Source organism: Methylobacterium sp. JK268 (assembly GCF_054052225.1).
In genome coordinates, this window is sequence record NZ_JBSVZN010000007.1 from 56,514 (window position 1) to 81,939 (window position 25,426).

24 protein-coding genes and 1 riboswitch are annotated in these 25,426 nt (G+C 71.6%); of the genes, 14 read left to right on the forward strand and 10 right to left on the reverse strand.

Annotated elements, in window-relative coordinates:
* Positions 1–41 precede the first annotated feature (41 nt).
* The 6 genes from ftsA to ACW9J6_RS08955 all read left to right on the forward strand — a co-directional run bounded on the left by ftsA (position 42) and on the right by ACW9J6_RS08955 (position 9,501).
* Positions 42–1,367, forward strand: a complete 1,326-nt coding sequence (gene ftsA, locus ACW9J6_RS08930) for a cell division protein FtsA (RefSeq protein ID WP_457116108.1) — start codon at positions 42–44, stop codon at positions 1,365–1,367.
* A 102-nt stretch (positions 1,368–1,469) separates the two neighbouring features.
* Positions 1,470–3,275: a cell division protein FtsZ gene (ftsZ, locus tag ACW9J6_RS08935; RefSeq protein ID WP_457116109.1), complete on the forward strand. Its 1,806-nt coding sequence runs from the start codon at positions 1,470–1,472 to the stop codon at positions 3,273–3,275.
* A gap of 413 nt (positions 3,276–3,688) precedes the next feature.
* Entirely contained in the window at positions 3,689–4,636 is a 948-nt protein-coding gene (lpxC, locus tag ACW9J6_RS08940) for a UDP-3-O-acyl-N-acetylglucosamine deacetylase (RefSeq protein WP_457116110.1), read from the forward strand.
* Positions 4,637–4,862: 226 nt separating this feature from the next.
* A complete protein-coding gene (locus tag ACW9J6_RS08945; protein WP_457116111.1) occupies positions 4,863–5,762 on the forward strand; it encodes an outer membrane protein assembly factor BamD in 900 nt (299 codons plus the stop codon).
* 606 nt (positions 5,763–6,368) lie between these two features.
* Positions 6,369–6,564, forward strand: a riboswitch (cobalamin riboswitch).
* A gap of 188 nt (positions 6,565–6,752) precedes the next feature.
* Positions 6,753–8,783: a TonB-dependent receptor gene (locus ACW9J6_RS08950; protein WP_457116293.1), complete on the forward strand. Its 2,031-nt coding sequence runs from the start codon at positions 6,753–6,755 to the stop codon at positions 8,781–8,783.
* A gap of 337 nt (positions 8,784–9,120) precedes the next feature.
* Positions 9,121–9,501 carry a nuclear transport factor 2 family protein gene (locus ACW9J6_RS08955; protein WP_457116112.1) on the forward strand — a complete coding sequence of 127 codons (381 nt, stop codon included), beginning with the start codon at positions 9,121–9,123 and terminating at the stop codon, positions 9,499–9,501.
* Positions 9,502–9,645: 144 nt separating this feature from the next.
* Here the strand turns inward: ACW9J6_RS08955 and ACW9J6_RS08960 are convergent, their stop codons facing one another.
* The gene (locus ACW9J6_RS08960) at positions 9,646–10,638 is read right to left on the reverse strand and encodes an alpha/beta hydrolase (RefSeq protein WP_457116113.1); all 993 of its coding nucleotides are present in this window, start codon (positions 10,636–10,638) and stop codon (positions 9,646–9,648) included.
* Between the two features lie 386 nt (positions 10,639–11,024).
* On the reverse strand, positions 11,025–12,416 hold the full coding sequence (locus ACW9J6_RS08965) for a cytochrome P450 (RefSeq protein WP_457116114.1): 1,392 nt from the start codon (positions 12,414–12,416) through the stop codon (positions 11,025–11,027).
* Positions 12,417–12,740: 324 nt separating this feature from the next.
* On the opposite strand from ACW9J6_RS08965, the gene ACW9J6_RS08970 reads away from it, so the two are divergent.
* Both ACW9J6_RS08970 and ACW9J6_RS08975 read left to right on the forward strand, forming a co-directional pair.
* Positions 12,741–13,172 (forward strand): RNA polymerase sigma factor region1.1 domain-containing protein, encoded by a 432-nt coding sequence (locus tag ACW9J6_RS08970; RefSeq protein ID WP_457116115.1) that lies wholly within the window; start codon positions 12,741–12,743, stop codon positions 13,170–13,172.
* 26 nt (positions 13,173–13,198) lie between these two features.
* Entirely contained in the window at positions 13,199–14,329 is a 1,131-nt protein-coding gene (locus tag ACW9J6_RS08975; RefSeq protein WP_457116116.1) for a carboxylate-amine ligase, read from the forward strand.
* A 9-nt stretch (positions 14,330–14,338) separates the two neighbouring features.
* Here ACW9J6_RS08975 and ACW9J6_RS08980 read toward each other — a convergent pair whose 3' ends face one another.
* From ACW9J6_RS08980 to ACW9J6_RS08990, 3 genes are all read right to left on the reverse strand, one after another.
* A complete protein-coding gene (locus ACW9J6_RS08980) occupies positions 14,339–15,358 on the reverse strand; it encodes a DUF808 domain-containing protein (RefSeq protein WP_457116117.1) in 1,020 nt (339 codons plus the stop codon).
* Between the two features lie 56 nt (positions 15,359–15,414).
* A complete protein-coding gene (locus ACW9J6_RS08985) occupies positions 15,415–15,786 on the reverse strand; it encodes a hypothetical protein (RefSeq protein WP_457116118.1) in 372 nt (123 codons plus the stop codon).
* A 163-nt stretch (positions 15,787–15,949) separates the two neighbouring features.
* A complete protein-coding gene (locus ACW9J6_RS08990; RefSeq protein ID WP_457116119.1) occupies positions 15,950–17,611 on the reverse strand; it encodes a methyl-accepting chemotaxis protein in 1,662 nt (553 codons plus the stop codon).
* A gap of 321 nt (positions 17,612–17,932) precedes the next feature.
* Here ACW9J6_RS08990 and ACW9J6_RS08995 point away from each other — a divergent pair, with 321 nt between their 5' ends.
* A complete protein-coding gene (locus tag ACW9J6_RS08995; protein ID WP_457116120.1) occupies positions 17,933–18,157 on the forward strand; it encodes a hypothetical protein in 225 nt (74 codons plus the stop codon).
* Positions 18,158–18,170: 13 nt separating this feature from the next.
* Here ACW9J6_RS08995 and ACW9J6_RS09000 read toward each other — a convergent pair whose 3' ends face one another.
* Complete coding sequence (locus ACW9J6_RS09000) at positions 18,171–18,377, reverse strand: ribosome modulation factor (RefSeq protein ID WP_457116121.1); 207 nt, start codon at positions 18,375–18,377, stop codon at positions 18,171–18,173.
* Between the two features lie 90 nt (positions 18,378–18,467).
* Here ACW9J6_RS09000 and ACW9J6_RS09005 point away from each other — a divergent pair, with 90 nt between their 5' ends.
* Entirely contained in the window at positions 18,468–19,394 is a 927-nt protein-coding gene (locus ACW9J6_RS09005; RefSeq protein WP_457116122.1) for an oxidoreductase, read from the forward strand.
* Between the two features lie 230 nt (positions 19,395–19,624).
* Here ACW9J6_RS09005 and ACW9J6_RS09010 read toward each other — a convergent pair whose 3' ends face one another.
* Positions 19,625–19,966, reverse strand: coding sequence for a winged helix-turn-helix transcriptional regulator (locus ACW9J6_RS09010; protein ID WP_457116123.1), 342 nt, complete (start codon positions 19,964–19,966; stop codon positions 19,625–19,627).
* Positions 19,967–20,097: 131 nt separating this feature from the next.
* Between ACW9J6_RS09010 and ACW9J6_RS09015 the strand changes: the two genes are divergently transcribed.
* Both ACW9J6_RS09015 and ACW9J6_RS09020 read left to right on the forward strand, forming a co-directional pair.
* On the forward strand, positions 20,098–20,748 hold the full coding sequence (locus tag ACW9J6_RS09015; RefSeq protein ID WP_457116124.1) for an isochorismatase family cysteine hydrolase: 651 nt from the start codon (positions 20,098–20,100) through the stop codon (positions 20,746–20,748).
* A 378-nt stretch (positions 20,749–21,126) separates the two neighbouring features.
* A complete protein-coding gene (locus ACW9J6_RS09020) occupies positions 21,127–21,939 on the forward strand; it encodes a hypothetical protein (RefSeq protein ID WP_457116125.1) in 813 nt (270 codons plus the stop codon).
* A gap of 151 nt (positions 21,940–22,090) precedes the next feature.
* Here the strand turns inward: ACW9J6_RS09020 and ACW9J6_RS09025 are convergent, their stop codons facing one another.
* On the reverse strand, positions 22,091–22,570 hold the full coding sequence (locus tag ACW9J6_RS09025; RefSeq protein WP_457116126.1) for a hypothetical protein: 480 nt from the start codon (positions 22,568–22,570) through the stop codon (positions 22,091–22,093).
* Between the two features lie 215 nt (positions 22,571–22,785).
* Between ACW9J6_RS09025 and ACW9J6_RS09030 the strand changes: the two genes are divergently transcribed.
* Entirely contained in the window at positions 22,786–23,313 is a 528-nt protein-coding gene (locus tag ACW9J6_RS09030) for a DUF4142 domain-containing protein (protein WP_457116127.1), read from the forward strand.
* 250 nt (positions 23,314–23,563) lie between these two features.
* On the opposite strand, the gene ACW9J6_RS09035 is transcribed toward ACW9J6_RS09030, so the two are convergent.
* Positions 23,564–23,713 (reverse strand): hypothetical protein, encoded by a 150-nt coding sequence (locus ACW9J6_RS09035; RefSeq protein WP_457116128.1) that lies wholly within the window; start codon positions 23,711–23,713, stop codon positions 23,564–23,566.
* A 226-nt stretch (positions 23,714–23,939) separates the two neighbouring features.
* Between ACW9J6_RS09035 and ACW9J6_RS09040 the strand changes: the two genes are divergently transcribed.
* On the forward strand, positions 23,940–24,182 hold the full coding sequence (locus ACW9J6_RS09040) for a hypothetical protein (RefSeq protein ID WP_457116129.1): 243 nt from the start codon (positions 23,940–23,942) through the stop codon (positions 24,180–24,182).
* A 46-nt stretch (positions 24,183–24,228) separates the two neighbouring features.
* On the opposite strand, the gene ACW9J6_RS09045 is transcribed toward ACW9J6_RS09040, so the two are convergent.
* A complete protein-coding gene (locus ACW9J6_RS09045) occupies positions 24,229–25,404 on the reverse strand; it encodes an alpha-hydroxy acid oxidase (protein ID WP_457116294.1) in 1,176 nt (391 codons plus the stop codon).
* Positions 25,405–25,426 lie beyond the last annotated feature (22 nt).

Sequence of the window (25,426 nt, forward strand, 5' to 3'; positions counted from 1 at the left end):
CGCTCGCTCACCCTCCTCCGCGTGTCCCAGGTCGTCGCGTCATGAGTCTCCTCCAGCACGGCCTCACGCCCCGCCTGAAGCCGCTCTCCGCGCGGCGCAGCGCGACCCTCTCGGTGCTCGACGTCGGCACCAGCAAGGTCGTCTGCCTCGTCGCCGAGCTGCAGCCGGTCGAGACCCTGGCGACCCTGCGCGGCCGCACGCACCTCGCGCGGATCATCGGCATCGGCCACCAGCGCTCGCTCGGCCTGAAGGGCGGGGCGGTGGTCGACCTCGAAGCCGCCGAGAACGCCATCCGGCACGCCGTCCACGCGGCCGAGCGCATGGCGAAGTGCGAGGTCCAGTCCGTCATCGTGAACCTGTCGGGCGGCCGGCTCGGCTCGCAGCACTTCGAGGCCCGGGTCCCGGTCCGTACCGGCCCGGTCACCGGCACGGACGTCCAGCGGGTGCTGGAGGCCGCGAGCACGCACAGCGTGAGCCCCGGCCGCGCCGTGCTGCACGCCCTGCCCACCGGCTACTCCCTCGACCAGCAGAGCGCGGTGATCGACCCTTCGGGCATGATCGGCGAGACGCTGGGCGTCGACCTGCACGTGGTGACCTCGGAGATCGCCACCGCCCGCAACCTGATGCTGGCGGTCGAGAACTGCCACCTCAAGGTCGAGGCGGTGATCGCCACGCCCTACGCCTCGGGCCTCTCGGCCCTCGTCGACGACGAGGCGGAGATGGGCGTCGCGGTGGTCGATATGGGCGGGGGCACGACGAGCGTCGGCGTCTTCACGGGCGGCCACCTCGTCCACGTGGACGCGGTCGCGGTCGGCGGCCACCACGTCACCATGGACATCGCCCGGGGCCTCTCCACCCGGGTCGCGGCGGCCGAACGCCTCAAGACCCTGTACGGGGCCGCCATGGCGACGGCCTCCGACGAGCGCGACATGATCGCGGTCCACGGCGTCGACGAGGACGAGCGGGACCTGCCGCACCACATCCCGAAGTCGCAGCTCGTGCGGATCATCCGCCCGCGCGTCGAGGAGGTGCTGGAACTGGTGCGCGACCGCCTGCGCAACGCGGGCTTCGCCGCCCAGGCCGGCCGGCGCGTGGTCCTGACCGGCGGGGCGAGCCAGCTCGTCGGCCTCCCCGAGGTCGCCCGCCGCATCCTCCAGGGGCAGGTCCGAATCGGCCGGCCCCTCGGGATCAAGGGCCTGCCGGAGGCCGCGAAGGGGCCGGCCTTCTCGGCGGCGGTCGGCCTCCTCGTCTACCCGCAGGTCTCCCACGTGGAGCATTTCGAGCCGAAGGGCCACCAGGGGAGCCTGGGGCCCCTGGACGACACCTATCTCCGGCGCGTCGGGCGCTGGATCCGGGAGAGCTTCTGAAACCACCCGCGCGCCCCCCGGCCGAACTGGTCCCGGGGGCGGGCGGGACGACACACCGGCGCCGGTCGGCGCTCACGACACCTTCAAAGGGGCACGCGCATCATGGCCATCAGTCTGCAAGCGCCGGACATCCGGGAACTCAAGCCGCGCATCACGGTCTTCGGCATCGGCGGGGCGGGCGGCAACGCCGTCAACAACATGATCGAGTCGGGCCTGCTCGGCTGCGAGTTCGTGGTCGCCAACACGGACGCGCAGGCGCTGACCTCCTCGAAGGCCGAGCGCGTGATCCAGATGGGCATCGGCGTCACGCAGGGCCTGGGCGCCGGCTCGCAGCCGGATGTGGGCCGCGCCGCCGCCGAGGAGGTGATCGACGAGATCCGCGACCAGCTCTCGGGCGCCCACATGTGCTTCATCACCGCCGGCATGGGCGGCGGCACCGGCACCGGCGCCGCCCCGGTGATCGCGCGGGCGGCCCGCGACATGGGCATCCTGACGGTCGGCGTCGTGACCAAGCCCTTCCAGTTCGAGGGCGTGCGCCGCATGCGCACCGCCGATGCCGGCATCAACGAGCTCCAGGCCGCCGTCGACACGCTCATCGTCATCCCCAACCAGAACCTGTTCCGGGTGGCGAACGAGAAGACGACCTTCGCGGACGCCTTCGCGATGGCCGACCAGGTGCTCTACTCGGGCGTCGCCTGCATCACCGACCTGATGGTGAAGGAAGGCCTGATCAACCTCGACTTCGCGGACGTGCGCGCGATCATGCGCGGCATGGGCAAGGCGATGATGGGCACCGGCGAGGCGTCGGGCGAGAAGCGCGCGAACCGCGCCGCCGAGGCCGCGATCGCCAACCCGCTCCTCGACGACGTCTCGATGAAGGGCGCCCGCGGCCTGCTGATCTCGATCACCGGCGGCAACGACCTCACCCTCTACGAACTCGACGAGGCCGCGACCCGCATCCGCGAGGAGGTCGATCCGGACGCCAACATCATCCTGGGCGCCACCTTCGACGAGAGCCTCGACGGCATCATCCGGGTCTCGGTGGTGGCGACCGGCATCGAGCCGGCCCTGATCACCGCCAACGCGGTGAACGGCCCGGACCTCGCCCAGACCGAGCTGCGCATCGCCGAGGTCGCGGAGCGCCTGCGCGCCGAGGCCCGCGCCCGCGCCAACAACCCGGCCCCGGCCCCCGCGCCGACCGCCTACCGCCCGGCCGAGGCGCCGGTCGCGCGCCCGGCCCCCGCGCCGGAGCCGATGCCGGCCGCCCACGCCGCCGCGATGGTCGAGGCGCCGCGGGCGGATCTCGGCGCCGCGATGATCCGCGACGAGGTCCAGATCACCCCGGCCCAGCCGCGCGCCATGCCCGCCTACGAGCCCCCGGCGCCCCACCCGGTCGCCGAGCCGCCGATGACCTCCGCCTCCGCGCCCTTCATCCCGCCGTCCCCGGCGGTGGTGCGGGCCCCGCGGATGCCGCGGGTGCAGGACCTGCCGCTGCCGGCCCAGGCCCAGATCCGCGCCAGCCGCGGCGAGGAGCCCCCGGCGCACCAGGCGGCGCCCGACGCCAAGCGCACCTCGCTGCTGCGGCGCCTCGCCACCGTCGGCTTCGGCGGACGGCGCGAGGACGAGGCTCAGGCTGCTCCGGCGGCCCAGGCTCCGGCGCATCACCCCGCCATGGCCCAGCAGCCCGCGCCCGCCCCGATGATGCCGCAGGCGCCGATCGCCCGGCAGCCGCAGGCGCCCCTCGCGCCGCCCGCCCCCCGCGCGCCCCAGGGCTACGCCCCGGCGCCGCAGGGCTACCGGCCGGCGCAGGGCAACCTCGACCCGCAGGGCCGCGCCGCGCCCGCCCCGCGGATGATGGACGACGACCAGCTGGAGATCCCGGCCTTCCTGCGCCGTCAGGCGAACTGACGGGCGGCCGTCCCGCCCCGGGACACCCGCCCCGGGACACCCGTCCCGGGGCGGGATCGCGGCGCGATCACGGTAAGGCCGCGAAGGCGCCGCGCGGATGCCATCGCGGCCGGTCATTGAGGCGTTTCGGACACACCCCGGGATCCCCGATCCCGGGGCTTTCGCGGTTTCGTAAATCTCTGATCCGTCACGCGAATCGGTTTTGCAACCGGACCCGCCGGGTTGTTACAGAGCGTAAGAAACCGTGATTTGGCCGCGCTTTCGAGCGCGACTATAGGTGTCCCAACAGCAAAGCAGGGACGCGGACCTCACCGTAGGTCACAGCGCCCAAGGGGCTTCGAACAGCGGATGGGTCTCACTCGAGCGTGTTCCCGAATGGGACGCGGCGGTGGACCGCGTCCGGGGGCTGAAGAATGAAATCGAGTTCGCAGACGACCCTTCGCTCCGCCGTGAGCCTGTCAGGCATCGGCGTGCATTCCGGGAACCCTGTCGGCATCACCCTCCACCCCCGCGAAGCCCACGAGGGCATCGAGTTTCTCCGGACCGGCATGCCCAGCGGCGTCGACCGGCTCATCAAGGCCCATCACAGCCAGGTCTCCGCCACCGAACTCTGCACCGTGATCGGCGACCGCCAGAGCGGCGCGGTCGCCACCATCGAGCACCTGATGTCCGCCCTGATGGGGCTCGGGCTCGACAACGTCCTCGTCGAGATCGACGGGCCGGAGATGCCGATCCTGGACGGGTCGAGCGCCCCCTTCGTGGCCGCCATCGACTCCGTGGGCCTCGTCTCCTGCGGCGCCCCCCGCCGCTTCCTGAAAGTCCTGAAGCCCGTCCGGGCCGAGAAGGGCCGGGCCTTCTCCGAATTGCGGCCCTACGAGCGCGGCTTCCGCCTCGACGTCGAGATCGACTTCGAGAGCCCGGTGATCGGCCGCAGCCGCAAGGCCCTCGACCTCACCCCCGCCGCCTATCGCCGCGAGATCGCCCGCGCCCGGACCTTCGGGATGATGCGGGACGTGGAGCGCTACTGGAAGGCCGGGTTCGCGCTCGGCGCCTCGCTGGAGAACACCGTTGCGGTGGGCGAGGGCGGCGTCGTGAACCCGGAAGGCCTGCGGTTCCCGGACGAGTTCGTGCGCCACAAGCTCCTCGACGCGGTCGGCGACCTCGCCCTCGCGGGCCTGCCGATCCTCGGCGCCTACCAATCCTATTGCGGCGGCCACGGCCTCAACGTCGCCGTCCTCGATGCCCTGTTCGCGGACCGCGCGAACTACGCCATGGTCGAAGGGGCGGGCGCCCGCCGCGAGCCGGTCCTGGCCGATTTCGGCATGGGCCTGGGCGTCGCCGCCTACGCGCCCGACCTCTGAGCGCCGGCGCGGCCACCGCGCGCGTTGCGCGAAAGCCACAGCCATCCCCTTCCGCAAGACGGGCCTGTGCAGAGCCGATCCGGCCGGTCCCCGGCGCCTCGCCACGCCGTTTTCGCGCCCTAATCGCCACGCAGAGGTTAACGCCGAGCCCGGACGGCAGCGTCCGCGGACGGCCTGACCGACCACACCGGCGCCCGTGCGGGCTGCCTGCCTGAGGATGAACCGTATGCCTCTCGCCTCCTCGCTTCGCGGTGCGAAAGGTGCCGTTCTGCGCGCCGCGCTGCTCGCGGCCTGCGGCGCCGGCCTCACCGCTTGCGACGCCCTGGATTCGATCAATCCCTTCGGGCCGGAGAAGTACAAGCCGGAGGTGATCGAGCGCCGCCCGGCCGACAAGATCTACAGCGAGGGCCTCGCCAAGCTCGAGGACCACGACTACGACGAGGCGGTGAAGCGGTTCGATAACCTCGACAAGGAATACGCCTACTCGGACTGGTCGCGGAAGGCCGTGCTGATGACGGCCTACTCGAACTACGAGGGCGGCAAGTACGAGGACGCGATCACCGCGGCCAAGCGCTACCTGCAGCGGCATCCGGGCAGCAAGGACGCGGCCTACGCCCAGTACATCCTGGCGATGTCCAACTACAAGCAGATCCCGGACGTGACCCGCGACCAGGACCGCTCGGAGCGGGCGCTGGCCGCCCTGCAGGAGCTGGTCCAGAAGTACCCGACCTCGGAATACGTGGCGGACGCGAAGGCCAAGATCCAGATCACGCGCGACCAGCTCGCCGGCAAGGAGATGACGATCGGGCGCTACTACCTGGAGCGCCGCAACTTTCCGGCCGCGATCAACCGCTTCCGCGACGTGGTGAGCAAGTACCAGACGACCCGCCACGCCGAGGAGGCGCTGGAGCGCCTGGCCGAGGCCTACATGGCGCTCGGCATCGTCGGCGAGGCGCAGACGGCCGCCGCCGTGCTCGGCCACAACTTCCCCGACTCGCCCTGGTACAAGGACGCCTACGCGCTCCTGCAGAACGGCGGCGTCGAGCCCCGCGAGGAGAAGTCCTCGTGGATCTCCAAGGCCTTCCGCGGGGTCGTGGGCATCGAGCAGACCGCCGAGGCGCAGTAGGCCGCGTCCCCGCCGGGGCGGCGACGCCCCGGGACCGGCCGGACGCGAGCGGCAGAATCGCGTGGTATCAAATCCCCCATCCTGCAGCGCTTGCTGCGGGACGGGAGATGGAGGTTTCCGCGTCGCTTCCGACCCGTCGCTGAGATGGTGCGCGGGTCCTTGGCATCAGAATCGGACTCCGAGAGCGGTTGCGACGATCACCGGATCACCGAACCCGCTCCAAGTTCTGCTGTGATCACATTGTCTTCACGCGGGCCGGCGGCCATCCCGATTGAGCATGCTCTCGGGTCGCACCTCAATCAGCTTGAACGTGCGAAAGACGGCTGAGGGTGGAAGGCAGCCGCTCGCGGTGCGGACCGCGGGCGTCAGCATCACGCAACGTTCGGACTTTCAAGCGAGCCTACCGGATTGGCTGCGCAGCATCGGACAGCGGCCGTTCGATGCCGGTGATGCGCCTCCGACACTCACGCCCGTTGGCGCAAGGGTGGCGTACCAACCCGGGCGCTTCCAAGCGAGCGGTGGTGCTCGGGTGCAACTCTCCTGTCACGGACGAGGCACGCGCCCTTAGAACCGCAGTGCCGACATTGACCCCTCTCACTCGACCCGCCTACCGTCACGGCGACGGTTCCCTCTGGGGATCAAAAGGGAACGCGGTGAGGGCGTGCGCCCGAGGCCGCGGCTGCCCCCGCAACTGTAAGCGGCGAGCCTTCCGCCACCATGTCACTGGGCAGCCTCGCCCGGGAAGACGGTGAGAGGGCAGCGACCCGCGAGCCAGGAGACCTGCCGTCAGCCGTGGTCACACGCGAAACGCGTCGGGCGGGGTGTCCTGACGGGTGTCGAGGCGGACGCTTCGCGTCCGCGCGGCCTCGTTCGCGGTGACGTGCCACTGCCGTCTCCCGAGGCCGTTCCGTGCCCGTCTCCCGTCCCTGGTTCCTCGCGGCACTCGCCGCCAGCTTCCCTGTCCCTGTCCTGGCGCAAGCCGCCGGCGAGATCCGCCTCGACGAGATCGAAGTGACCGCGCCACCGCCTGCCTCCACGGGCGCCGCCGCCAGCGCCGGCTACCCCGGCGGCGTCACCGGCATCGGCGGGTCCCTGCGTCCGGTCGAGGCCGCGAGCGCCGGGGTCATCAGCGGGGCTGCGATCAACAGCCGCCCGGTCACCCGCCCGGGCGAAGTGCTGGAGGAGGTGCCGGGTCTGATCGTCACCCAGCATTCCGGCGAGGGCAAAGCCAACCAGTTCTTCCTGCGCGGCTTCAACCTCGACCACGGCACCGACATCGCCATCGACGTCGACGGCATGCCGGTCAACATGCGCACCCACGCCCATGGCCAGGGCTACGCCGACCTCAACTTCCTGATTCCGGAACTCGTCGGCGCGGTCGAGTTCCACAAGGGACCGTACTTCGTCCGCGACGGCGACTTCGCCTCCGCGGGATCGGTGCGCATCGACTACCTCGACACGCTCGACCGGAACGTCGTGCTGACGACGCTGGGCAGCTTCGGGTTCAAGCGCGGGCTCTCGGCCACCTCCGTACCGCTCGGCGCGGGCAACCTGCTCGTCGCCGGGGAGGCACAGACCTACGACGGGCCGTGGGCGGTGCCGGACGCCCTGCGCAAGCTCAACGGTGTCGCCCGCTACAGCCAGGGCACCGCCACGGACGGGTTCGCCGTCACCGGCATGGCCTATTGGGCGAAGTGGAACGCGACCAACCAAATCCCGGAGCGGGCGGTGGCGGAGGGCATCATCGGCCGCTACGGCACGCTCGACCCGACCGATGGCGGCGATACCGGCCGGTTCTCGCTCTCAGGGCGCTGGAGCCAGTCGGATGCCAGCGGCATCACCCGGGCCTCGGCCTACGTGATCCGCTACCAGATGAACCTCTGGAACAACTTCACCTATTTCCTCAACGATCCGGTCAACGGCGACCAGTTCCGCCAGCGCGACACGCGGGTGCTCGGCGGCGGCGAGATCAGCCGCGTCTTCCAGGGCGACCTGTTCGGGCTGGCGATGGAGAACGAGATCGGCGTGCAGACCCGCACCGACGACATCCGGGTCGGCCTGTTCAACACAACGTCTCGCCAGTACCGCTCGACGGTGCTCGACGACCGGGTGCTGGAAGCGAGCGCGGCCTTCTACTACGAGAACCGGGTGCGCTGGACCGACTGGCTGCGCACCAGCGTCGGCTTCCGGGCGGACGGCTACGATGCCGACGTCCGCTCCGACACGCCCGCGAACTCGGGCAAGGCCCGGGACGGCATCGTCAACCCGAAGCTCGGGGCGGTGTTCGGGCCGTTCGCCAACACCGAGATCTACCTGAATTACGGTGGCGGCTTCCACTCGAACGACGCCCGCGGCGTCACCGCGACGGTCGATCCGGCAAGCCCGCTGTTCGCCATCAGCCGCTCGCCGTTCCTCGTGCCCTCGACCGGCTACGAGGTCGGCATCCGCAACCGCTCGATCACCGGGTTGGAGACCAGCCTCGCCCTGTTCCGGCTCGACTTCGCCTCCGAGAACCTGTTTCAAGGCGACACAGGCACCACCGAGCCGAGCCGGCCGACCCGCCGCTTCGGCATCGAGTGGAGCAACCACTACGCGGTCACGCCCTGGCTGCGGCTGGAAGGCGACCTGACGATCACCAACGCCCGCTTCGCCGACCGTGACCCCGTCGGCCAGCGCGTGCCGGAGGCGCCGACCACCATCGCGTCGGCGGGCATCACCTTCGGCGAAGGCCAGGGCTGGTTCGGCAGCTTGCGCGTCCGGTACTTTGGACCCCGGCCGCTGATCGAGGACAACGCGGTGCGCTCGAAGCCGACGGCGCTGCTCAACGGCCGGTTCGGTTATGCCTTTGACAATGGCGTGAGCCTCGCCCTGGACGTGCTCAACCTGACGAACGCCAAGGCCGACCAGATCACCTACGACTACGAGTCCCGCCTGCCCGGAGAGGCGGTGGGAGTCGCCGACCGGCACTTCCACCCCGTGGAACCGACCGCGGTGCGCCTGACCCTTGCGGGGCGGTTCTGATGGATCGTCTCTGGTTGAGACGAAGCAGATTTGGGTGACGCAAGAACGGGCGGAAGGGTAGGCGTCAGGAAACCGTGTCGGGACATGAGTTGGCCGGAAAACCCTCGAACCCGGACACTCCCGACACGGTGTGCGAGGGGCCGCTTCGGATCAAGTGCAGAGATTGCGCGGGCGGCGCTGGATGTCTGAGTAAGGTCGAGAGCGGCCCCTGCCTAGGGTCCAAACCTCATCAGCTTGACCGTGTGGGAGTCAGCTTTCGACCCAAACCAGACAGGTCGGTCCCGGGGCGCGTGCTACAACGGTCCAACATCCGCGGTGATGCTCAAGGAGGCCCGATATGGACGGTCGAGGAATTCGAGCGGCACTGGATCACCATTGGGCCGCGTCCGACGCAGGCAACTTCGATGAGGAGCATGAGATCTACCGGGAGGACGCCGTGCTGGAATATCCGCAGTCGGGCGAACGCATTCGCGGGCGGAAAAACATTCAGGCTTCCCGCACCGCACAGCCAAACCGGAAGCACTTCACAGTACGTCGGATTACAGGCACAGGCGATCTCTGGATCACCGAATATGTTCTGACCTATGATGGTCGGCCGTCCTACACCGTGAGCATCATGGAATTCTGCGACGGCAAGGTAGCTCGTGAAACCCAGTATTTCGCGGATCCGTTCGAGCCCGGCCCTTCGCGTGCGGAGTGGGTTGAGCAGATGCCTTGAATTCGAGTCGCCGAAGCGGATCGTCCCGGGACCATGACCGACCATCGTTGCCCGGTTTTCCCGTTGCCGACAGGCCGTTCGACCCCGGTGACCGCTGCCCACCCTCGGCGGCCCCTCGCACGGTCAAGCTGATGGGGTGTGACCCTAAGCGAGCCCGATCAGCTTCAGGGCCGCTCCGCCGTTCGGCCCATAAGGATTACCGAGGCTCTCGCACATCTCGAAGTGGTTGAAGTTGGGCCCGACCACCAGCTCAGCCGGTTTGCCGGTCGCCTTCACGGCCGTCACGAGGTCGCGTGCTTGGCGCTGGAACTCCGGCGTCTCGCTGGTCCCGTGCGAAACGATGAGGGGGGCGCGCAAGTCGCCGAGGTGTCGGATCGGACTGAGCGACGCTTCAATATCGTCGTCGAACCTCACATAGGTGTTGCGGGCCGAAAGGCGGACCGGTTTCAGGTCGTAGATTCCGCTCATCAGCAGGCCGCCCTTGATCGGCACCTCCGGGAGGCCGAGAGCCTGCCAATCCGTCACCATCACGGTGCCAGCCAAGTGCGCGCCCGAAGAATGCCCACCCACGTAGAACCGCGACGGGTCGCCGCCGAAACGCGCCGCGTTCGTCCACGCCCAGGCCACGGCCCGACGCACCTGCTCCGCCATCGGCCTCAGATCGCCTCCTGCCGCATCGGCCTGGATGAAATCCGGCACGACATAGGTCACACCTGCATTAACGAAGAGATCAGCGGGAAAACCGTAGTCTTTTGCTGACGTTCTTAACCATCGTCCACCATGTATGAATACGAACACCGGTGCATTCGGTATCCTGGCTGGATAAATATCGAGCATCTCAACTGCAGTTGGGCCATAGGAAACCCGCTTCGGCTCTCCCAATCGCTGACGTGTGATCTCCGTAGACGAGGTGAAGCGAGCTTGGATCTGGGCCTGCATCGGCGCGTAGGCCACTTGATCGTACGCGGCGTCGAGATCCACCTGATCCATATTCATCCAGACCAGAGGCCCCTTGGCGTGCACAGGCGGCCCGACCCCACATGTCTCCGCCACCGCCGGACTCGCCGCCAGCAGCCCCGCTGCGCTCAACACCGCTCGCCGTGACAGTCTGCGCTCTTCAACGCTCGTGTGCGTCACGCATCCCTCCCTGCCGAGTCGTCGCTGCCGACGCCATCCCGCTCCTCTGCGACCCTGCGTCGGAGACCAGATGCAGGCAGATCGCGACCGAGCGGGATCACTCCAGGCGGTCTCCCCATTCATGTGCTCGACGGCGCGCTTCTTCGACTTTGTGCCGAATACTAGCCGTCCACTCGCGACCCGTATAGGCCCGCCGGGCGGTCAACCTGATCGATCTCAGCACAGATCCTAAACCAGCCGGAACAGCGAATTCCGGACCAGGGTTGGAGGGCGAACATGGAGGATTCTACGCGTTCATCACGAAGCCGAACACTCGTCCTTCCGCGGGGAGGTAAAAGCCGGCGATGAACCGAGCCGGTGACCACTGAGATCGAGCGCGGACTGTATCACCCCGCTCGCGCGGCGACGCGCATCGGCATCCCCTCGGCGGGCCGCAGGGTGATGCGCTGCTTGAGCGTCGGCACGAAGCCGGGCCGCAAGTCGAAGCGCAGCGCGCGGATCAGCACCGCCAGGATCGCCACCGCCTCCATCAGCGCGAAGCTCATGCCGATGCAGATGCGCGGCCCGGCGCCGAAGGGCAGGTAGGCGTAGCGGTCGCGGGCCCGCACGGCCTCCGGGGCGAACCGGTCGGGATCGAAGCGGTCGGGCTCGTCCCAGAGCAGGGCGTGCCGGTGGATGGCGTAGATCGGCACCGAGATCGGCGTCCCCCGCGCGACCCGCTGGCCGCCGACCTCCACGTCCTCGAGGGCGGCCCGCACCACGATGGGGGCCGGCGGGTAGAGACGCATCGATTCCTGGACGGTCTGCCGCGTGTAGGCGAGGGCTTCGACGTGCTCCGGCGCCAGGGGGCCGCCGCCCGTCACCGCCTCGATCTCAGCCACGACGCGCGCCTCCGCCTCCGGGTGGAGCGCCAGCAGGTACAGGGTCCAGGCGAGGGCGAGCGCGGTGGTCTCGTGCCCGGCGGTGACGAAGGTGAGGAGATTGTCCGCCACGTCGCGGTCGTCCATCGCCTGGCCGGTCTCCGGGTCGCGGGCGGCCACCAGCAGGCTCAGGAGGTCGTTGCGGCCCTCGACGCCGCCTCGGCGGCCCTCGGCGACCAGCCGCAGCAGTTCGTCCCGCAGGTAGGAGCGCGCCCGGTCCGAGCGGCGGCGGCCCGGATAGGGCATCCATTCGGGCGCCCGCAGCAGGGTCATGGCGAAGACCCAGCTGGTCGATTCGAGGAAATCCGTGATGCCGGTCTCCACGCGCCCCACGTCGATCGCACCGTGCCCCGAGAGCATCGTGGAGACGATGATCGCGAAGGTGGTGCGCATCATCTCGTGCGCGAGGTCGGCCTCCTGTCCCGCCGGCCGGGCGAGCAGGGCGTCGCGGGTCTCCTCCGCCGCCGCGATCATGGCGGGCAGGAACTTGACGATGCGCTCGTTGCGGAAGATCGGCGCGGCGGCCCGCCGCTGCCAGCGCCAGCGGGCCCCGTCCGCCGTGAGAATCGCGTCGCCGAGCGCGGGCGAGAGGGAGCGGCGGAGCACCTCCGACTTCTCGAAGGACTCCGCCTTGTCGACCAGGACCGTGCGCACGAAGGCCGGGTCCATCACGAACAGGGTCTCGCGGCCGAGGAAGGTCGAGCGGTAGATCCGGTCGCGGTAGACCGCTTGCGGCCAGGTCTCGACCGGGTTGCGGACGACGGTCCGGAGGAAGCGCAGCGGCGAGAGCGGAGCCTCGGGCGGGACGAGGCGCGCCATGGGCGGCCAATCCAGCGGAAGGGTGGTCTGCGCGGTCATGACTCGGGCCGTCCTCCGCGCCTGTCGGGTGGCGGCGCTTGTCCCCACGTCGGCATCCCGCGGGCCGGCATCAACCCCCTCGCGGCGGCGGATCCTGCGCGGACGCGACGGTGATCGCAACCGCCACCGCTCCCTGCGCCGAGACGTGGTGCGCCGAGACCTGGGCATCAGCAAGGCCGGCCGGGGCGGGGGGCTCGGCCCGCACGCAACGCCGCGCGTTCCGCGACGTTGTTGCTCCGCGCCGCCCTGCGGGCGGCTCCCGGGGCGCCCCGCACTTCGGGGGGCGCCCGCGCGGACAGGCCGGCCTCGTCCGGGAGACCCGCCATGCAGCCCGCCATCGATCGCGCCACCCTCGACCGGCTGATCGCCCGGGGCCGGGCGCAGGGCCAGCTCACCACCGCCGACCTTCGCGGCGAACTCCCGATCTCCGGCATGAGCCCCGACACGATCGCACTCGTGCTGATCGAACTGGAGGAGGCCGGCATCCCGGTGGAGCTGGAGGAGGATCTCCTGGGACCGGGCCGCGGCCTGGGCGCCGCGCCGCCACCCGGCCTCGTGCTGCCGACCCACGACCCGGGCGGCGGCGCTCCGGGCGCGGCGGCGGAGGGGGGCACCGGTCCAGGCGCCGCCCCGCGCCCGCCCGCGCGGCCGGAGCCCGCCTCGCCGCGCGAGGTGCCGGCGGATCGGGCGATCGCGCTCGCGGGCGTCGCGGCGATCGCCCTCGGCCTCCTCATCGCCGCCTCCCTGACGCATTGACCGCCCCCTCTGGAGGATCGGCTGCGATGCGCCACCACCCCTATCCGTTCGGGATCGAGGAGGAGTTCTTCCTCGCCGATGCCGGGACCCGCGGCACCCCCCGCGCCGGCGTCGCCGGCTTCCACGCCGCTGCCCGCGCGCTCCTGCCGGCGGCCGAGCGCGAGCTGCTGGAGAGCCAGGTCGAGATCGCCTCGCCGCCCGCCACGGCGGTCGCGGCGGCCCGTACCTCGCTCGGCGGCCTGCGTCGCGGCCTCGCCGAGATCGGGCGCGTGCACGGCCTGCTGGTCTTCGCCGCCGGCACGCATCCGAGCGCCGCCTGGGACGACCAGCGGCCCACCGACGGCGCGCGCTACGCCGGCATCCTCGACGCCGTGCGCATGGTCGGGCGGCGCAGCGTCGTGAGCGGGCTCCACGTGCACGTGGAAGTGGCGGATCCCGCCGGGCGCGTCGCCCTGATGGCCCGGCTCACGCCCTTCCTGCCGGTGCTCCTCGGCCTCTCGGTCTCCTCGCCCTTCTGGCAGGGGCGCCCGACCGGCCTCGCGGGCTACCGGCTCGGCGTGTTCGGGGAGCTGCCCCGCACCGGGTTGCCGGACCTGTTCGAGGGGCCGGACTCCTTCGCCCGCTACGTGCGGGTGATGACGCGGGCCGGGGCGATCGCCGATGCGAGCTTCCTGTGGTGGCACCTGCGCCCCTCGATCCGCTACCCGACCCTGGAGCTGCGGGTGGCCGACAGCTGCACGCGGCTGGAGGATTCCCTCGCCGTGGCGGCGCTCTACCGCTGCCTCGTGCGGGCCGCGGAGCGCCTTCCCGCACTGAATGCCGGTCTCGACGGCGTCACCCGGGCGCTCGCCCGCGAGAACCTGTGGCGGGCGCAGGCCGACGGGATCCGGGCGACGCTGATCGACGAGGCGAGGGAGGCCGCGGTGCCGTTCGCGGAGGCGCTGGAGGCACTGCTCGCCCTCGTGGCCGAGGACGCGGCGGCGCTCGACTGCCCGGAGGCGATCGCGGGGCCGCGGCGGATCCTCGCCGAGGGAACGAGCGCCGAGAGGCAGGTCGCGGCCTACGAGTCCGCCCTCGCCGCGGGAGCGACCGAGGCCGCGTCCCTCGCCGCGGTGGTGGACGGGCTCGCCCGGGAGACGGAGGGGCGGGGCGCGTGACCCGAAGGGTCAGGCCCGCAGGGCGCCGAGGGCCGGCGTGACCACGTGGCGGGCGACCGGGATCAGGAGCGCCCCGACCAGGAGCCCGACGACGCCCGACAAAGCCGCCGTGACCACCCACTCCACCGCCGCGTCCCCGACCGGAACCGCATCGCCCGCCGCCGCGGCCGCCTGCGCGATGCCGTGCCCCAGGGCGGTGAGGCCGAAGCCTTCGAGGCCGTGCACCAGGATCCCGCCCCCGACCCAGATCATCGCCGCCGTGCCGATCACCGCGAGCGCCCGCAGCAGCGCCGGCATCCCGCGCACCAGCCCGCACCCGAGGGCGCGGGTGGCGGGGCGCAGCCGCCGGTCCGCCGCCGTGGGATCCCCCGCGGCCTCGCGCAGGCCGAGGAGCGTCGAGGCCGGGCGCTCCGTGCGGGCGAGGGCGAGGCCGACATCGTCCGCCTTCACGATCAGCGCCACCACCCCGTAGACCAGGGCCGTGATTCCGACGCCGACCGCGGCGAGGACGAAGACCTGGATCCAGAGGCCGGATTCCGCGACGCTCGCCAGGGTGATGGCCATGATCTCGGCCGACAGGATGAAGTCGGTCTTCACGGCGCTGCGCACCTTCGAATCCTCGAGCGCCCGGGCGTCCCGCGGGGCGGGCGCCTCCGCCTCCTCGCCCTCGTGCGAGAGAAAGACCTCCATCACCTTCTCGGCGCCCTCGAAGCACAGATAGGCGCCGCCCAGCATCAGGAGCGGTCCCAGCAGGAAGGGCGCGAAGGCGCTGAGCGCCAGCGCGCCGGGCAGGAGGAAGAGGAGCTTGTTGCGCAGCGAGCCGACCGCGATCCGCCCGATGATCGGCAGTTCCCGCGAGGGGGCGATCCCGGCCACGTAGCGGGGCGTCACCGCGGTGTCGTCCACCACGACGCCGACCGCCTTCGCGCCAGCCCGCGCGGCCTGCGAGGCGGCATCGTCCAGGGAGGCGGCCGCCAGCTTGGCGAGGCCCGCGATGTCGTCGAGGAGCGCGATCAGTCCCGTCGCCATGGTCGTCCCATTCGTCAGGGAGCCAGCATAACGCGCGGCCCGCCGATCCGGCGCCCTCATCCCCCGTCGAGCCGCTGCCCGGCCTCGCCGTAGCCGAGCGCGGCGGCCTGCCGGTTGACGATCCCCCGCCGCAGCACCGTGCGCTCCAGGTCGTCGATCGCGTCGAGCAGCCGGTCGCGGGCCGGATCGACCCGCTCCGGCTCCGTCTCGGGCGGGGTCTGCGCGAAATCGACCGCGGTGATCAGCACCCGGTCGCGGGCATCCTCGATCCGCGGGTCGCGCTCGACGCGGCCGCGCACGCCGTCGTCGAAGGCCCGGATCACCGCCCAGGGCAGGTCGTCCGGGGCGAGCAGCCCGGGATGCGCGCGGGCGTGCTGCCGCGCCGCGGTCGCCGCCTCCCTGATCACGCCGACGAGCTTCGCTTCCATGCCGGGTCTCTCCTCCGGTCCGCAAAGCGCGGGAGCGACGCCCGTTCCCCGCGACCCGTGCTTTCCGGGAACCCGACGCTCCCCGCGCCGGGAACCGGCCTGCCCCCGGACGGTCCCGAATGCGGGCGGCGGGATCCGGGCGCCCGCGCGGCCCGCATCGCGATCAGGCGGCCTGCACGGTGCGCAGGAAGGCGGCGACGCCCGCGTCGAGCTCGACGGATTGCCGCGCGAGGTCGCCCGCGGCCGCGAGCACCTGCGCGGAGGCGGTCCCGGTCCCGTCCGCGTCCTCCTTGAGCATCGTCACTCCCTGGCTCACCCGCTGTGTGCCCTGCGCCGCCTGTGCCACGGTCCGCACGATCTCCTGCGTGGCCGCCCCCTGCTGCTCCATCGCCGCGGCGACGCCGACGGCGATCCGACGCATCTCCGCCGCCGTGGCGGCGATCGTGGTGATCGCCGCCACGGCCGTCCGGGTCTCGCCCTGGATGCCGGCGACTTGGTCCGCGATGGTTCCGGTGGCTTGCGCGGTCTGCGCGGCGAGATCCTTGACCTCGGCGGCGACCACCGCGAAGCCGCGGCCCGCCTCGCCGGCCCGGGCGGCCTCGATGGTCGCGTTGAGCGCCAGCAGGTTCGTCTGCCCGGCGATGCCGCGGATCAGGTCCACGATCTCGCCGATCCGCTCGGCCCCCGTGGACAGGTCCCGGACGCTGCGCTCCGTCGAGGCCGCGTCCGCGGCCGCCCTCTCGGCGATCTCGCAGGCCCGCGCCGCCTGGGCGGCGATCTCGCCGATCGCGGCCGCCATCTCCTCGCTGGCCGCCGCGACGGTCTCGACATTGGCCGCGGTCTCCCCGGCCGCCACGCTGATGCCGGTGGCCTCGCCGCTCGCGTGGACGGCGCCCGCGCTCAGGGCGCCGGCCGCCGCCTCCATCTCGCCCGCGGCCGAGGACATGGCCCGGGAGAGGCCGGCCACGCGGTCCTCGAAGAGGCGGGTCGCGCCGGCCAGCGCCTCGGCCCGCCGCATCTTGGCCCCGGTCTCCACCTCCCGCGCGGCCTCGGCCGCACGCTTGGCGATCAGGGCCTCCTTGAAGACCTCGACGGCCCGCGCCATCGCCCCGACCTCGTCGCGGCGCCCGAGCTCCGCGACCGCCCGGTCGAGATCCCCGGCCGCCAGCCCGCTCATCGTGTCCGCCAGGGCGGCGAGCGGACGCACGACGCCGCGCACGACCGTGGCGATCCCGTACGCGATGACGCTGCCCGCGAGGATCAGGCAGCCGAGGAGGGCGAGCCGCGACAGGGCGGCGGCCCGCTGCGCCCGCGCCAGCTCCTCCCGCGTCTCCTTCAGCTGGACGTCGGCCAGCGCGTTGAGGTGGTCGGAGGATCGCTTCAGCGCCTCGAAGAGGCGGTTGTGCACTTCCACGTACCCGTCCAGCCGTCCCTCCCGCAGGCGCGCCTGGATCTCGGCGGAGGCGGTCTCCTGGGCGCGGAGGCGCCGGTCCATCTCGTCCGCGAGCGCCGTCTCGTCCGGCGGAAGGTCGACGGCCCGGCATTCCGCCCAGATCTGGCGGATGCCGGTCAGGCTCGCCGCGATCGCGCGGGCCGCCTCACCCGGTTCGAGGGTTCGGTCGCGCACTCCGCGCGAGGCCTCGCGCATCCTGTCGTTCAGGTCGCGGATCGCGATGAACTGCTGCAGGCGGACCACGCGGTCGTCGTGGAGGGAGCGGATGCTCTCGCTGCTCGCGTGCAGGGACAGGAGCCCGACGACGGAAGCCGCCGCGACCATCGCGGCCGTCGCCGTCAGGACGCAGATCAGACGGGCCTTGATGGTCATCAACATAGTAACATATTCCTTTTAGCGCGCTTATTATTTCTCATCCCCAAAGGTAATTTGAGACTTCCTATGATATCGTGAACGACCACCCGGCCGGCGGGCGGCCCGGATGGGGCGGGACGGCGGCCTCGTCATGGCTGCGCGTGGAGCGGCTCTGCCGCGGGGTGCGGCGGGGTTCGACGGTGGCCGGAGGGCGCGCCGCAGCGGGGGCGCCGCCGCCCCGGGATTTCTGCTGAATTGCCCGACATCGCGTCTGGATTTGTCGTACATACCGCGTATCCTTGCCGAGCCGGTCTTTCGGCAAAGACAGGGAGAGTCTCTGTGAGACGAGTGGCCGCTTTCGCCTGTTTCGTGCTTCTGACATGTCTCGCCCCGGGCGAGAGTTTCGCCGTCGACGGGCAGCAGGCCTGCACCCCGGACGCCCAGCGCCTGTGCGCCTCCGCCGGCTCCGACGCGCAGCGCGTCGCGGCCTGCCTGCGCCAGCACAGCCGCAGCCTCAGCCCCGCCTGCCGGCAGGCCATGAGCAAGGGCCGGCGCCGGGGCTGACGGCGCGCCGCCGTCACCCGCGGCCCGGCGGCTCCGCCGGGCCGTCCGCCGGGCTCGGCTCCGGCGCCCGGCCGGAGACGGCCGCGTCGTATCCGGACATCCAGAGGACGCTCGCCCGCGTGCCGGCCGCGTAGGGACAATCCTCGCGGCGCAGACCCTTGCCCGGCGCGTAGAATCCCAGGGCGTAGTGGTCGAGATGGTCGTCGGGTGCGTCCGTCACGGCGGCCTCGCGCTTGAATCGCCGAGTCGAACGCGCGACCGGCCCGATCGTCCCCCGGGAACGTCCGACCGCGCGGCGGATTGACCGCCCATGCCGCAGCACTCCTGGACCCCCGCCGCCATGCCGCCCCAGGCCGGCCGGCTCGCGATCGTGACGGGGGCCACGAGCGGGATCGGCTACGAGGCCGCCCTGGCGCTCGCGCGGGCGGGCGCCCGGGTGGTGCTCGCCGCCCGCGACGCGGCGAAGGCGCAGCGCGCCATGGCGTCGATCCACCGGGAGGTCCCGGGGGCCGATCTCGCCTTCGAAGCCCTCGACACCGGGCGCCTCGACTCGGTGCGGGCCTTCGCGGCGCGATGGCCCCAGGGGACCGCCATCGACGTGCTGCTCCTCAATGCCGGGATCGCGGCGGTGCCGCGCCGCGAGGAGACCCCGGACGGGTTCGAGCGCCAGCTCGCCACCAATTACCTCGGCCACTTCGCCCTGGCGGGGCTGCTGCTGCCCTCCCTCGGGGCCGCGCCCGCCGCCCGGATCGTGCCGGTGGCGAGTCTCGCCCACCGCTCCGCCCGGATCCATTTCGACGACCTGCAGCGTCGGCAGGGCTACGGCCCGCAGGACGCCTACCGTCAGTCCAAGCTCGCCATGCTGATGTTCGGGCTCGAGTTCGACCGCCGCCTGCGCGAGGCCGGCGCGGCGGCCCGGTCGATCCCGGTCCATCCGGGAATCGCCCGCACCGACATCTTCCGTCGCGGCGACCGGGCCGGGCCGATCCAGCAGGGGGCCGGCCGGGCGATCTTCGCGGTCATCGGGCAGGGCGCGCCGGCGGGGGCGTGGCCGCTCCTCTACGCGGCGACCGCCCCGGAGGCGGAGGGGGGCCGCTATTACGGGCCGGACGGCATCCTCGAGGCGCGCGGCCACCCGGCCCCCGCGCGGATCGCTGCCCAGGCCCTCGACCGGGGGGCCGCCGCGCGCCTCTGGCAGGTCTCCGAGCAGCTGACCGGGGTGACCTACCGGGTCTGAGCCGGGCTCACCCCGCCGGGCGCGGGGCGGGCTTCGGCTCCGCTCCCGGCGCGTTGTTCGTCATCGTCGTCCAGGACGGACGTCGACGGGCCTCGATCGCCGTCCGGGTTGCCTCCTGTTCGCCGAACCAACGGGATCAGCGCGTCGCCGGGATTCGGAACGGACGGGCTCTCTGGCCCCTGGATTCGGCAACAGTCCGGCCGGACGGCGGCGAGACGAGGCAGAGGCGGTCAGGGCGCCCGCTCGATCGCGATCCCGTCGATCGCGGCCGCATCGGTTCCCCAGTCGTAGAGGGCCTGAAGCACCGGGCGCAAGCTCTCCCCCCGGGCCGTCAGCGCATAGGCGCGCCGCTCCTCCTCCGCTGACGCAACGGCGACCAGTCCGACAGCATGCAGGTCACGCAACCTTTCCGAGAGCATCTTGTCGGACAATCCGGGGACCAGCGCCCGCAACTCGCCGTAGCGCAGCGGGCCATCCTTCAGCAGCGCCAGGATGACGACCTTCCACTTGCCGCCGAGGATCGCGAGCGACAACTCGACCGGGCAGCCGTACCGCGCCTTCAACCGCTTCATCGTGGCCTGACCATCCCGCGTCGCTGACGAACCATCCGGTGCGTTGAATCGCCATCCGCCCACACCGTATCGCAGCGGTGCGCGGCGCGAAACGGCGGCCGCGTCTCGCAAACGAGAGCCCGGGCGGAACCATGCGCACAACCTCTTCAGGTCTGACACTCCCTCAGACTCTCGCGGAACTCGTCGATCCGCTGCGGGCCGCACTCCTGGTCTATGATATGCAGGTCGGCATCTGTCGACAGCTGCCCGATGGGGGACGCATCGTGGCGCAGGTCGCGAATCTCCTTGCCGCGGCGCGCGCACGGGGCCTGCGCGTCGTGTACACGCGCCACCTCTCGTTGCCGCTGGCTTGGCTCGGGGCGACCGGAACCCGCACCGCGATGACCTGGCAGAGGCAACCTGACCCCGGTCTTCTCACGGTGCCCTTCGGCCGCGAAGCCATGGCGGCCTCGATCGTGCCCGAACTGTCGCCGTCGCCGGACGATCTCGTCCTCGACAAGTACGCGATGTCCGCGTTCGTGGGCACGCCGCTCGCCACGGCCCTGCGCGACTGCGGTTTGTCCACGCTCATCGTGTGCGGCATCGCCACCGAGATCGGGATCGACCCGACCCTTCGCCATGCCGCCGATCTCGGCCTCGTGCCGGTCTTGGCCACGGATGCGTGTGGCGCCGGCAACGCCGAAGCGTCCGCGCACGCGCTCGCCGCCCTGCATCACGCGGGCGATACGGTCATGGTCACGGCCGGAGATCTCGTCGAAGCGCTCGCCCCGGGAGAAGCCTGATGGGATCGCCGCTCAGGCCCTCGACCGGCGGGCTGCCGCGCATCTCTGGCGGATCTCCGAGCAGGTGATCGGGGTGAACTCCCGGTTCCGGCTCAGCCGGCCGGGCGCGGTGCGGGTCTCGGCGCCGCCCCGGGCTTCTTGGTCTTCCGCTTCTTCCAGGACGGACGCCGGCGGGCTTTGGTCGCCATGGTTGCAGTCTCCTGTTGAGGCGACCTCAGGTAGGAGCCGGCGCGCGTCCGGAAAGAGCCTCGATCGGTGCCGTTCCGGACCGTGGCGATCTCCCCTTCGGCGCCGATCCGCTTTCCTCCGCGCGCGACTCGCGTAAGGGAAGGACGCCCCGCTCGCGCGGGCGGGCGGTGAAGACCCTCGGGGTGCGCCATGGACGCGGGACCGCGGTCGCGGTGGGTGGTTCTCGCCACGTTGCCGATGCTGGTGATCGCGCATCACGCCGCGGTGCTGGCGCACGAGTTCGGTCATTCCTTCACGGCGTGGCTCCTCGGCCTGAAGGAGGATCCCCTGACCCTGCGCTGGGGCGCGGCGACAGTGCTCAACGCGCTGACGCTCCACCAGATCGGCGAGAACGTCGATTACGGGCGGGCCTGGCAGTCCGGGCGCGGCGGCGCGGCCGCCCTCGTCGCGGCGGCCGGCCCGCTCCTCGTCAATGGCGGTCTCTACGCCGCCAGCCGGGCCGCCCTGCTGTGGCACGGGGGCCGGTCGTGGCCGGCGGTCCTGCTCCTGTTCTGGTTCCTGTTCATGAACCTCGCCAATGTCTACGACTACGTCCCGATCAGGACCTTCGCGGCGAGCGGCGACATCGCGCATCTGTGCCGCGGCCTCGGCCTGTCGCCCTGGTGGATCTACGCGCCGCTCTGTCCCGCCGTCGTCGTGGCGATCGCGGATCTCTACCGGACCCAGGTGCCGCGCCTCTTCGGGCGGCTCGCTCTCGGCGGTCCGGCCCGCGCGCTCACCCATATCCTGGCGACCACGCTGATGTTCGGCGTCTACGGCCTTCCCGGGCTGCGGGCAGGGGATCCGGCCTCCATCCTCCTGTCGGGCACGTCGCTGCTGGCGTTCCCCATCGTGCTCGTCCTCTGCTGGCCGGAGCGTGCCTGGCTGCGGGCAAGGGCCTCGGCGGCGGGCGATCCCGGCGGGAAGGGGGCGGGCGCCCTGAACGGGGCCGGCGCGTCCTGAGGCTGCTACGGCCCGTCGACAGGCGTTGTGCCGCCCGGGGTTGCGTGAGCGACGCCACCCGCAACGTCGGCCAGCCTTGCCTCGGCTGGCCTCCCGGCGGACTGGACGCCGCCGACGCGACGCAACACCCGTCGACGGGCCATCACAGCCACTAGTCCCGCGGGATGCGCCCCGCCGAGCAGAGGGTGCGGACGCTGCCGCGGGGATCGACGTAGCAGCTCGCCTGCCAGCCGCCCTCGCGCACGACGCCGCCGTTCGGCCGCCCCTGGGCCTCGCCGTAGGCGGTGCGGAAGGCGGCGTTCAGCCGCTCGGCGCTCTCGCCGGTGGCGAGCGACGCGGCCCGGGCGATGGCGTCGAAATAGGCGGGTGAGGGGCTCCGCTCGGAGGAGCGCGCCGCCACGATCGGGTCGGCCCGGCAGGTGACGTCGAGGGACAGCCCGCCCGGCCCCCGGAACTCGACGCCCGGCCCCTCCCGGCGCGCGATCCGCGACCCCGTCGCCGCCGCGATCCGCCCCGCCAGCGCGTCGCACTCGTCGGCCAGCGCCGCCCCGCTCCCGAGGAGAGCGAGGAGCAGGGGCGCCACGTGCGCAACGCACCGGAAGGCGGGGGTGGGCGGACGGGACCGGATCATGGCGTTGCGGCTCCTCGCGGTGGGCGCGTCTGGCGATCCTAGGGGGCGAGCGCCGGGCAACGATACCGGGAAGGATCGGGCGACCGCCCAGGGAGGGCGTCCGGAACCCCTTCCGACCGCGACCTGTTGCTCCGGCGCACGCGCCCGGCCCGGCGCTATCGCCGGGCGATCGCCGTGGCGGGGCGACGGGCCGGCGCACCGAGGGAGAGTCCACGATGCAACGTCCCATCCTCGTCCTGGCGGGTTTCCTGCTTGCCACACCCGTCCTCGCCCAGTCCCTGAGCGAGAAGAGCGGCCTCAACAGCCTGGTCGGCGCCGCGCCCTCGACGGCGGATTTCGTCAAGGAGGCGGCGATCAGCGACATGTTCGAGATCCAGTCGAGCCAGCTCGCCGCCGAGCGCTCCGACGACCAGACCAAACAATTCGCCACCAAGATGATCGCGGATCACCAGAAGACGAGCAGCGATCTCAAGACGATGGTGCAGTCCGGCAAAGTCAAGGCCGAGATCCCGACCGCGCTCGATTCCACGCATCAGAGCAAGCTCGACAAGCTCAAGAGCCTGAACGGGGCTGACTTCACGAAGCAGTATCACAGCGATCAGGTGAAGGCGCACAAGGACGCGGTCGACCTGTTCCAGCGCTACGCCAAGGGCGGCGACACCGAGGATCTGAAGGCCTGGGCGGGCAAGACCGAGCCGGACCTCGCGCAGCACCTCAAGATGGCCGAAGATCTGGACAAGTAGGCCCGGCGGCGCACGCCCGTCCCGGGGGTCTGGGCGGCGTGCGCCGTCATCCCTCGGTCGCGCACGGCGCGGCGCGGCCCGCTTCCGAGTCACCGTGCCGGGTGAGAACTCCGAGGGCGACCACAACGGTGACGAGGACGAGCGCCAAGAGAACAACCTGCATCTGCGACCCTTCTCCGATCCGGCGAGGCCGGGACCGGGAGGCCTTTTCAAGAATCGCGCCAAGGCCCGCGGGCGAGGCGCGCCAGGATCAATAGGCGATCGCGAGCCCGCCGAGGCGCGAGGCCAGCCGGTAGGCTTTCTCGCGGGTCAGCCCGCGGAGGATGACGCGGTCGTCGCTGTAGAGGGTGAAGGTGCCGTCCGCGTCGGCCTGGATCCGAACCCCGTCTTCCCGCGCCATCGCCGGACGATCCCCCAGGGACGAGCCGCCCCAGCGCGACCGGTCCGTTCCCTCAACGCGCCGGCGGCGCGAAAGGGGCCGGCGGCGGCAGTCGTTTTTTCGCCGCTCGGCGCGCCAGAAATGAACTTTTATCAGGAACCGTTGCAGGAGGACGAAACTTTCTCTCCCGGCCATCCGTCGATGAGGCCGTTCCCCGCCGGACGGGGACTCCCAAGGAGAGACGACGATGAAGAAGACGACCCTGGGCCTCGCGGCCGCGCTCGTTCTGGGCGGCCTCGGACTCGGCATGGGCTCGGCCTCGGCCGCCTCCGCCGAGGTGTCCCTCGGCGCCGCGCCCACGGCCTACGTGCAGATGGACCGGATGGAGCGCCGCATGATGCGCCACCGGATGATGCACCGGGAGATGCACCACCGCCGGATGATGCACCGGCGCATGATGCGTCACCGGATGATGCGCCACCACATGTGATCGGCTGCGCCGCGGAGCCTTCGCTCCGCGGCGTTCCGCCCGCCGGTCAGGCCGGGACGGGCGCGAGCCGCGTCGCCAGGATGTCCCCGGTCACCGCCTTGATGTCGCGCAGGCCGCACATCGCCATGGTGGTGTCGAGTTCCTTGCGGATGATGTCGAGGCACTGGGTGACGCCCGCCTCGCCCCCGGCCCCGAGCCCGTACAGGAAGGCGCGGCCGATGAAGACGCCCTTGGCGCCGAGCGCCAGCGCCTTGATGACGTCCTGCCCCGAGCGGATGCCCCCGTCCATCAGCACCTCGATGCGGTCGCCCACGGCCTGGGCGATGGCGGGCAGAGCCGCGATCGAGGACATCGCCCCGTCGAGCTGACGCCCGCCGTGATTGGACACGATCAGGGCCTGGGCGCCGCTGCGCGCGGCGAGTTCGGCGTCCTCCGGGTCGAGGATGCCCTTGAGGATCAGCGGGCCGCCCCAGCGGTCCTGGATGCGCTTCACGTCGTCCCAGTTGAGCGTCGGGTCGAACTGCTCGGCCGTCCAGGAGGAGAGGGAGGAGAGGTCGCTCACCCCGTTGGCATGGCCGACGATGTTGCGGAAGGTGCGCCGCTGCGTGCGCAGCATGTCGAGGCACCAGCGCGGCTTCGTCGCGAGATTGAGGATGTTGGGGATCGTCATCTTGGGCGGGGTCGACAGCCCGTTCTTGATGTCCTTGTGCCGCTGCCCGAGGATCTGGAGGTCGAGGGTGAGCACCAGGGCCGAGCAGCCCGCCGCCTTGGCGCGGTCGATGAGCCGGTTGATGAAGTCCCGGTCGCGCATCACGTAGAGCTGGAACCAGAACGGCCGATCGGTGTTCTCGGCGACGTCCTCGATCGAGCAGATGCTCATGGTTGAGAGGGTGAAGGGCACGCCGGCCTTGGCCGCCGCCCGCGCCGCCAGGATCTCCCCGTCCGCGTGCTGCATGCCGGTGAGGCCGGTCGGCGCCAGCGCCACCGGCATGCTCACCGGCTGGCCGATCATCGTGCTGGCGAGCGTCCGGTTGGTCATGTCGACGGCGACGCGCTGGCGCAGCTTGATCGACGCGAAGTCCGACTCGTTCGCCCGGTAGGTCCCCTCCGTGTAGGAGCCGGAATCGGCGTAGTCGTAGAACATCCGCGGCACGCGCCGCTCGGCGAGCACGCGCAGATCCTCGATGCAGGTCGCGGGCGTCGCACTGAAGAACCGCGACATCGGGGAGGGCGGCCGCGACGAC

Bases quoted from the DNA above. Each gene is read 5' to 3' on its own strand.
- ftsA (WP_457116108.1), top strand. From the start codon at position 42: ATGAGTCTCCTCCAGCACGGCCTCACGCCCCGCCTGAAGCCGCTCTCC.
- ftsZ (WP_457116109.1), top strand. From the start codon at position 1,470: ATGGCCATCAGTCTGCAAGCGCCGGACATCCGGGAACTCAAGCCGCGC.
- lpxC (WP_457116110.1), top strand. From the start codon at position 3,689: ATGAAATCGAGTTCGCAGACGACCCTTCGCTCCGCCGTGAGCCTGTCA.
- ACW9J6_RS08945 (WP_457116111.1), top strand. From the start codon at position 4,863: ATGCCTCTCGCCTCCTCGCTTCGCGGTGCGAAAGGTGCCGTTCTGCGC.
- ACW9J6_RS08955 (WP_457116112.1), top strand. From the start codon at position 9,121: ATGGACGGTCGAGGAATTCGAGCGGCACTGGATCACCATTGGGCCGCG.
- ACW9J6_RS08965 (WP_457116114.1), bottom strand. From the start codon at position 12,416: ATGACCGCGCAGACCACCCTTCCGCTGGATTGGCCGCCCATGGCGCGC.
- ACW9J6_RS08970 (WP_457116115.1), top strand. From the start codon at position 12,741: ATGCAGCCCGCCATCGATCGCGCCACCCTCGACCGGCTGATCGCCCGG.
- ACW9J6_RS08975 (WP_457116116.1), top strand. From the start codon at position 13,199: ATGCGCCACCACCCCTATCCGTTCGGGATCGAGGAGGAGTTCTTCCTC.
- ACW9J6_RS08980 (WP_457116117.1), bottom strand. From the start codon at position 15,358: ATGGCGACGGGACTGATCGCGCTCCTCGACGACATCGCGGGCCTCGCC.
- ACW9J6_RS08985 (WP_457116118.1), bottom strand. From the start codon at position 15,786: ATGGAAGCGAAGCTCGTCGGCGTGATCAGGGAGGCGGCGACCGCGGCG.
- ACW9J6_RS08990 (WP_457116119.1), bottom strand. From the start codon at position 17,611: ATGACCATCAAGGCCCGTCTGATCTGCGTCCTGACGGCGACGGCCGCG.
- ACW9J6_RS09005 (WP_457116122.1), top strand. From the start codon at position 18,468: ATGCCGCAGCACTCCTGGACCCCCGCCGCCATGCCGCCCCAGGCCGGC.
- ACW9J6_RS09010 (WP_457116123.1), bottom strand. From the start codon at position 19,966: ATGAAGCGGTTGAAGGCGCGGTACGGCTGCCCGGTCGAGTTGTCGCTC.
- ACW9J6_RS09015 (WP_457116124.1), top strand. From the start codon at position 20,098: ATGCGCACAACCTCTTCAGGTCTGACACTCCCTCAGACTCTCGCGGAA.
- ACW9J6_RS09020 (WP_457116125.1), top strand. From the start codon at position 21,127: ATGGACGCGGGACCGCGGTCGCGGTGGGTGGTTCTCGCCACGTTGCCG.
- ACW9J6_RS09025 (WP_457116126.1), bottom strand. From the start codon at position 22,570: ATGATCCGGTCCCGTCCGCCCACCCCCGCCTTCCGGTGCGTTGCGCAC.
- ACW9J6_RS09030 (WP_457116127.1), top strand. From the start codon at position 22,786: ATGCAACGTCCCATCCTCGTCCTGGCGGGTTTCCTGCTTGCCACACCC.
- ACW9J6_RS09035 (WP_457116128.1), bottom strand. From the start codon at position 23,713: ATGGCGCGGGAAGACGGGGTTCGGATCCAGGCCGACGCGGACGGCACC.
- ACW9J6_RS09040 (WP_457116129.1), top strand. From the start codon at position 23,940: ATGAAGAAGACGACCCTGGGCCTCGCGGCCGCGCTCGTTCTGGGCGGC.
- ACW9J6_RS09045 (WP_457116294.1), bottom strand. From the start codon at position 25,404: ATGTCGCGGTTCTTCAGTGCGACGCCCGCGACCTGCATCGAGGATCTG.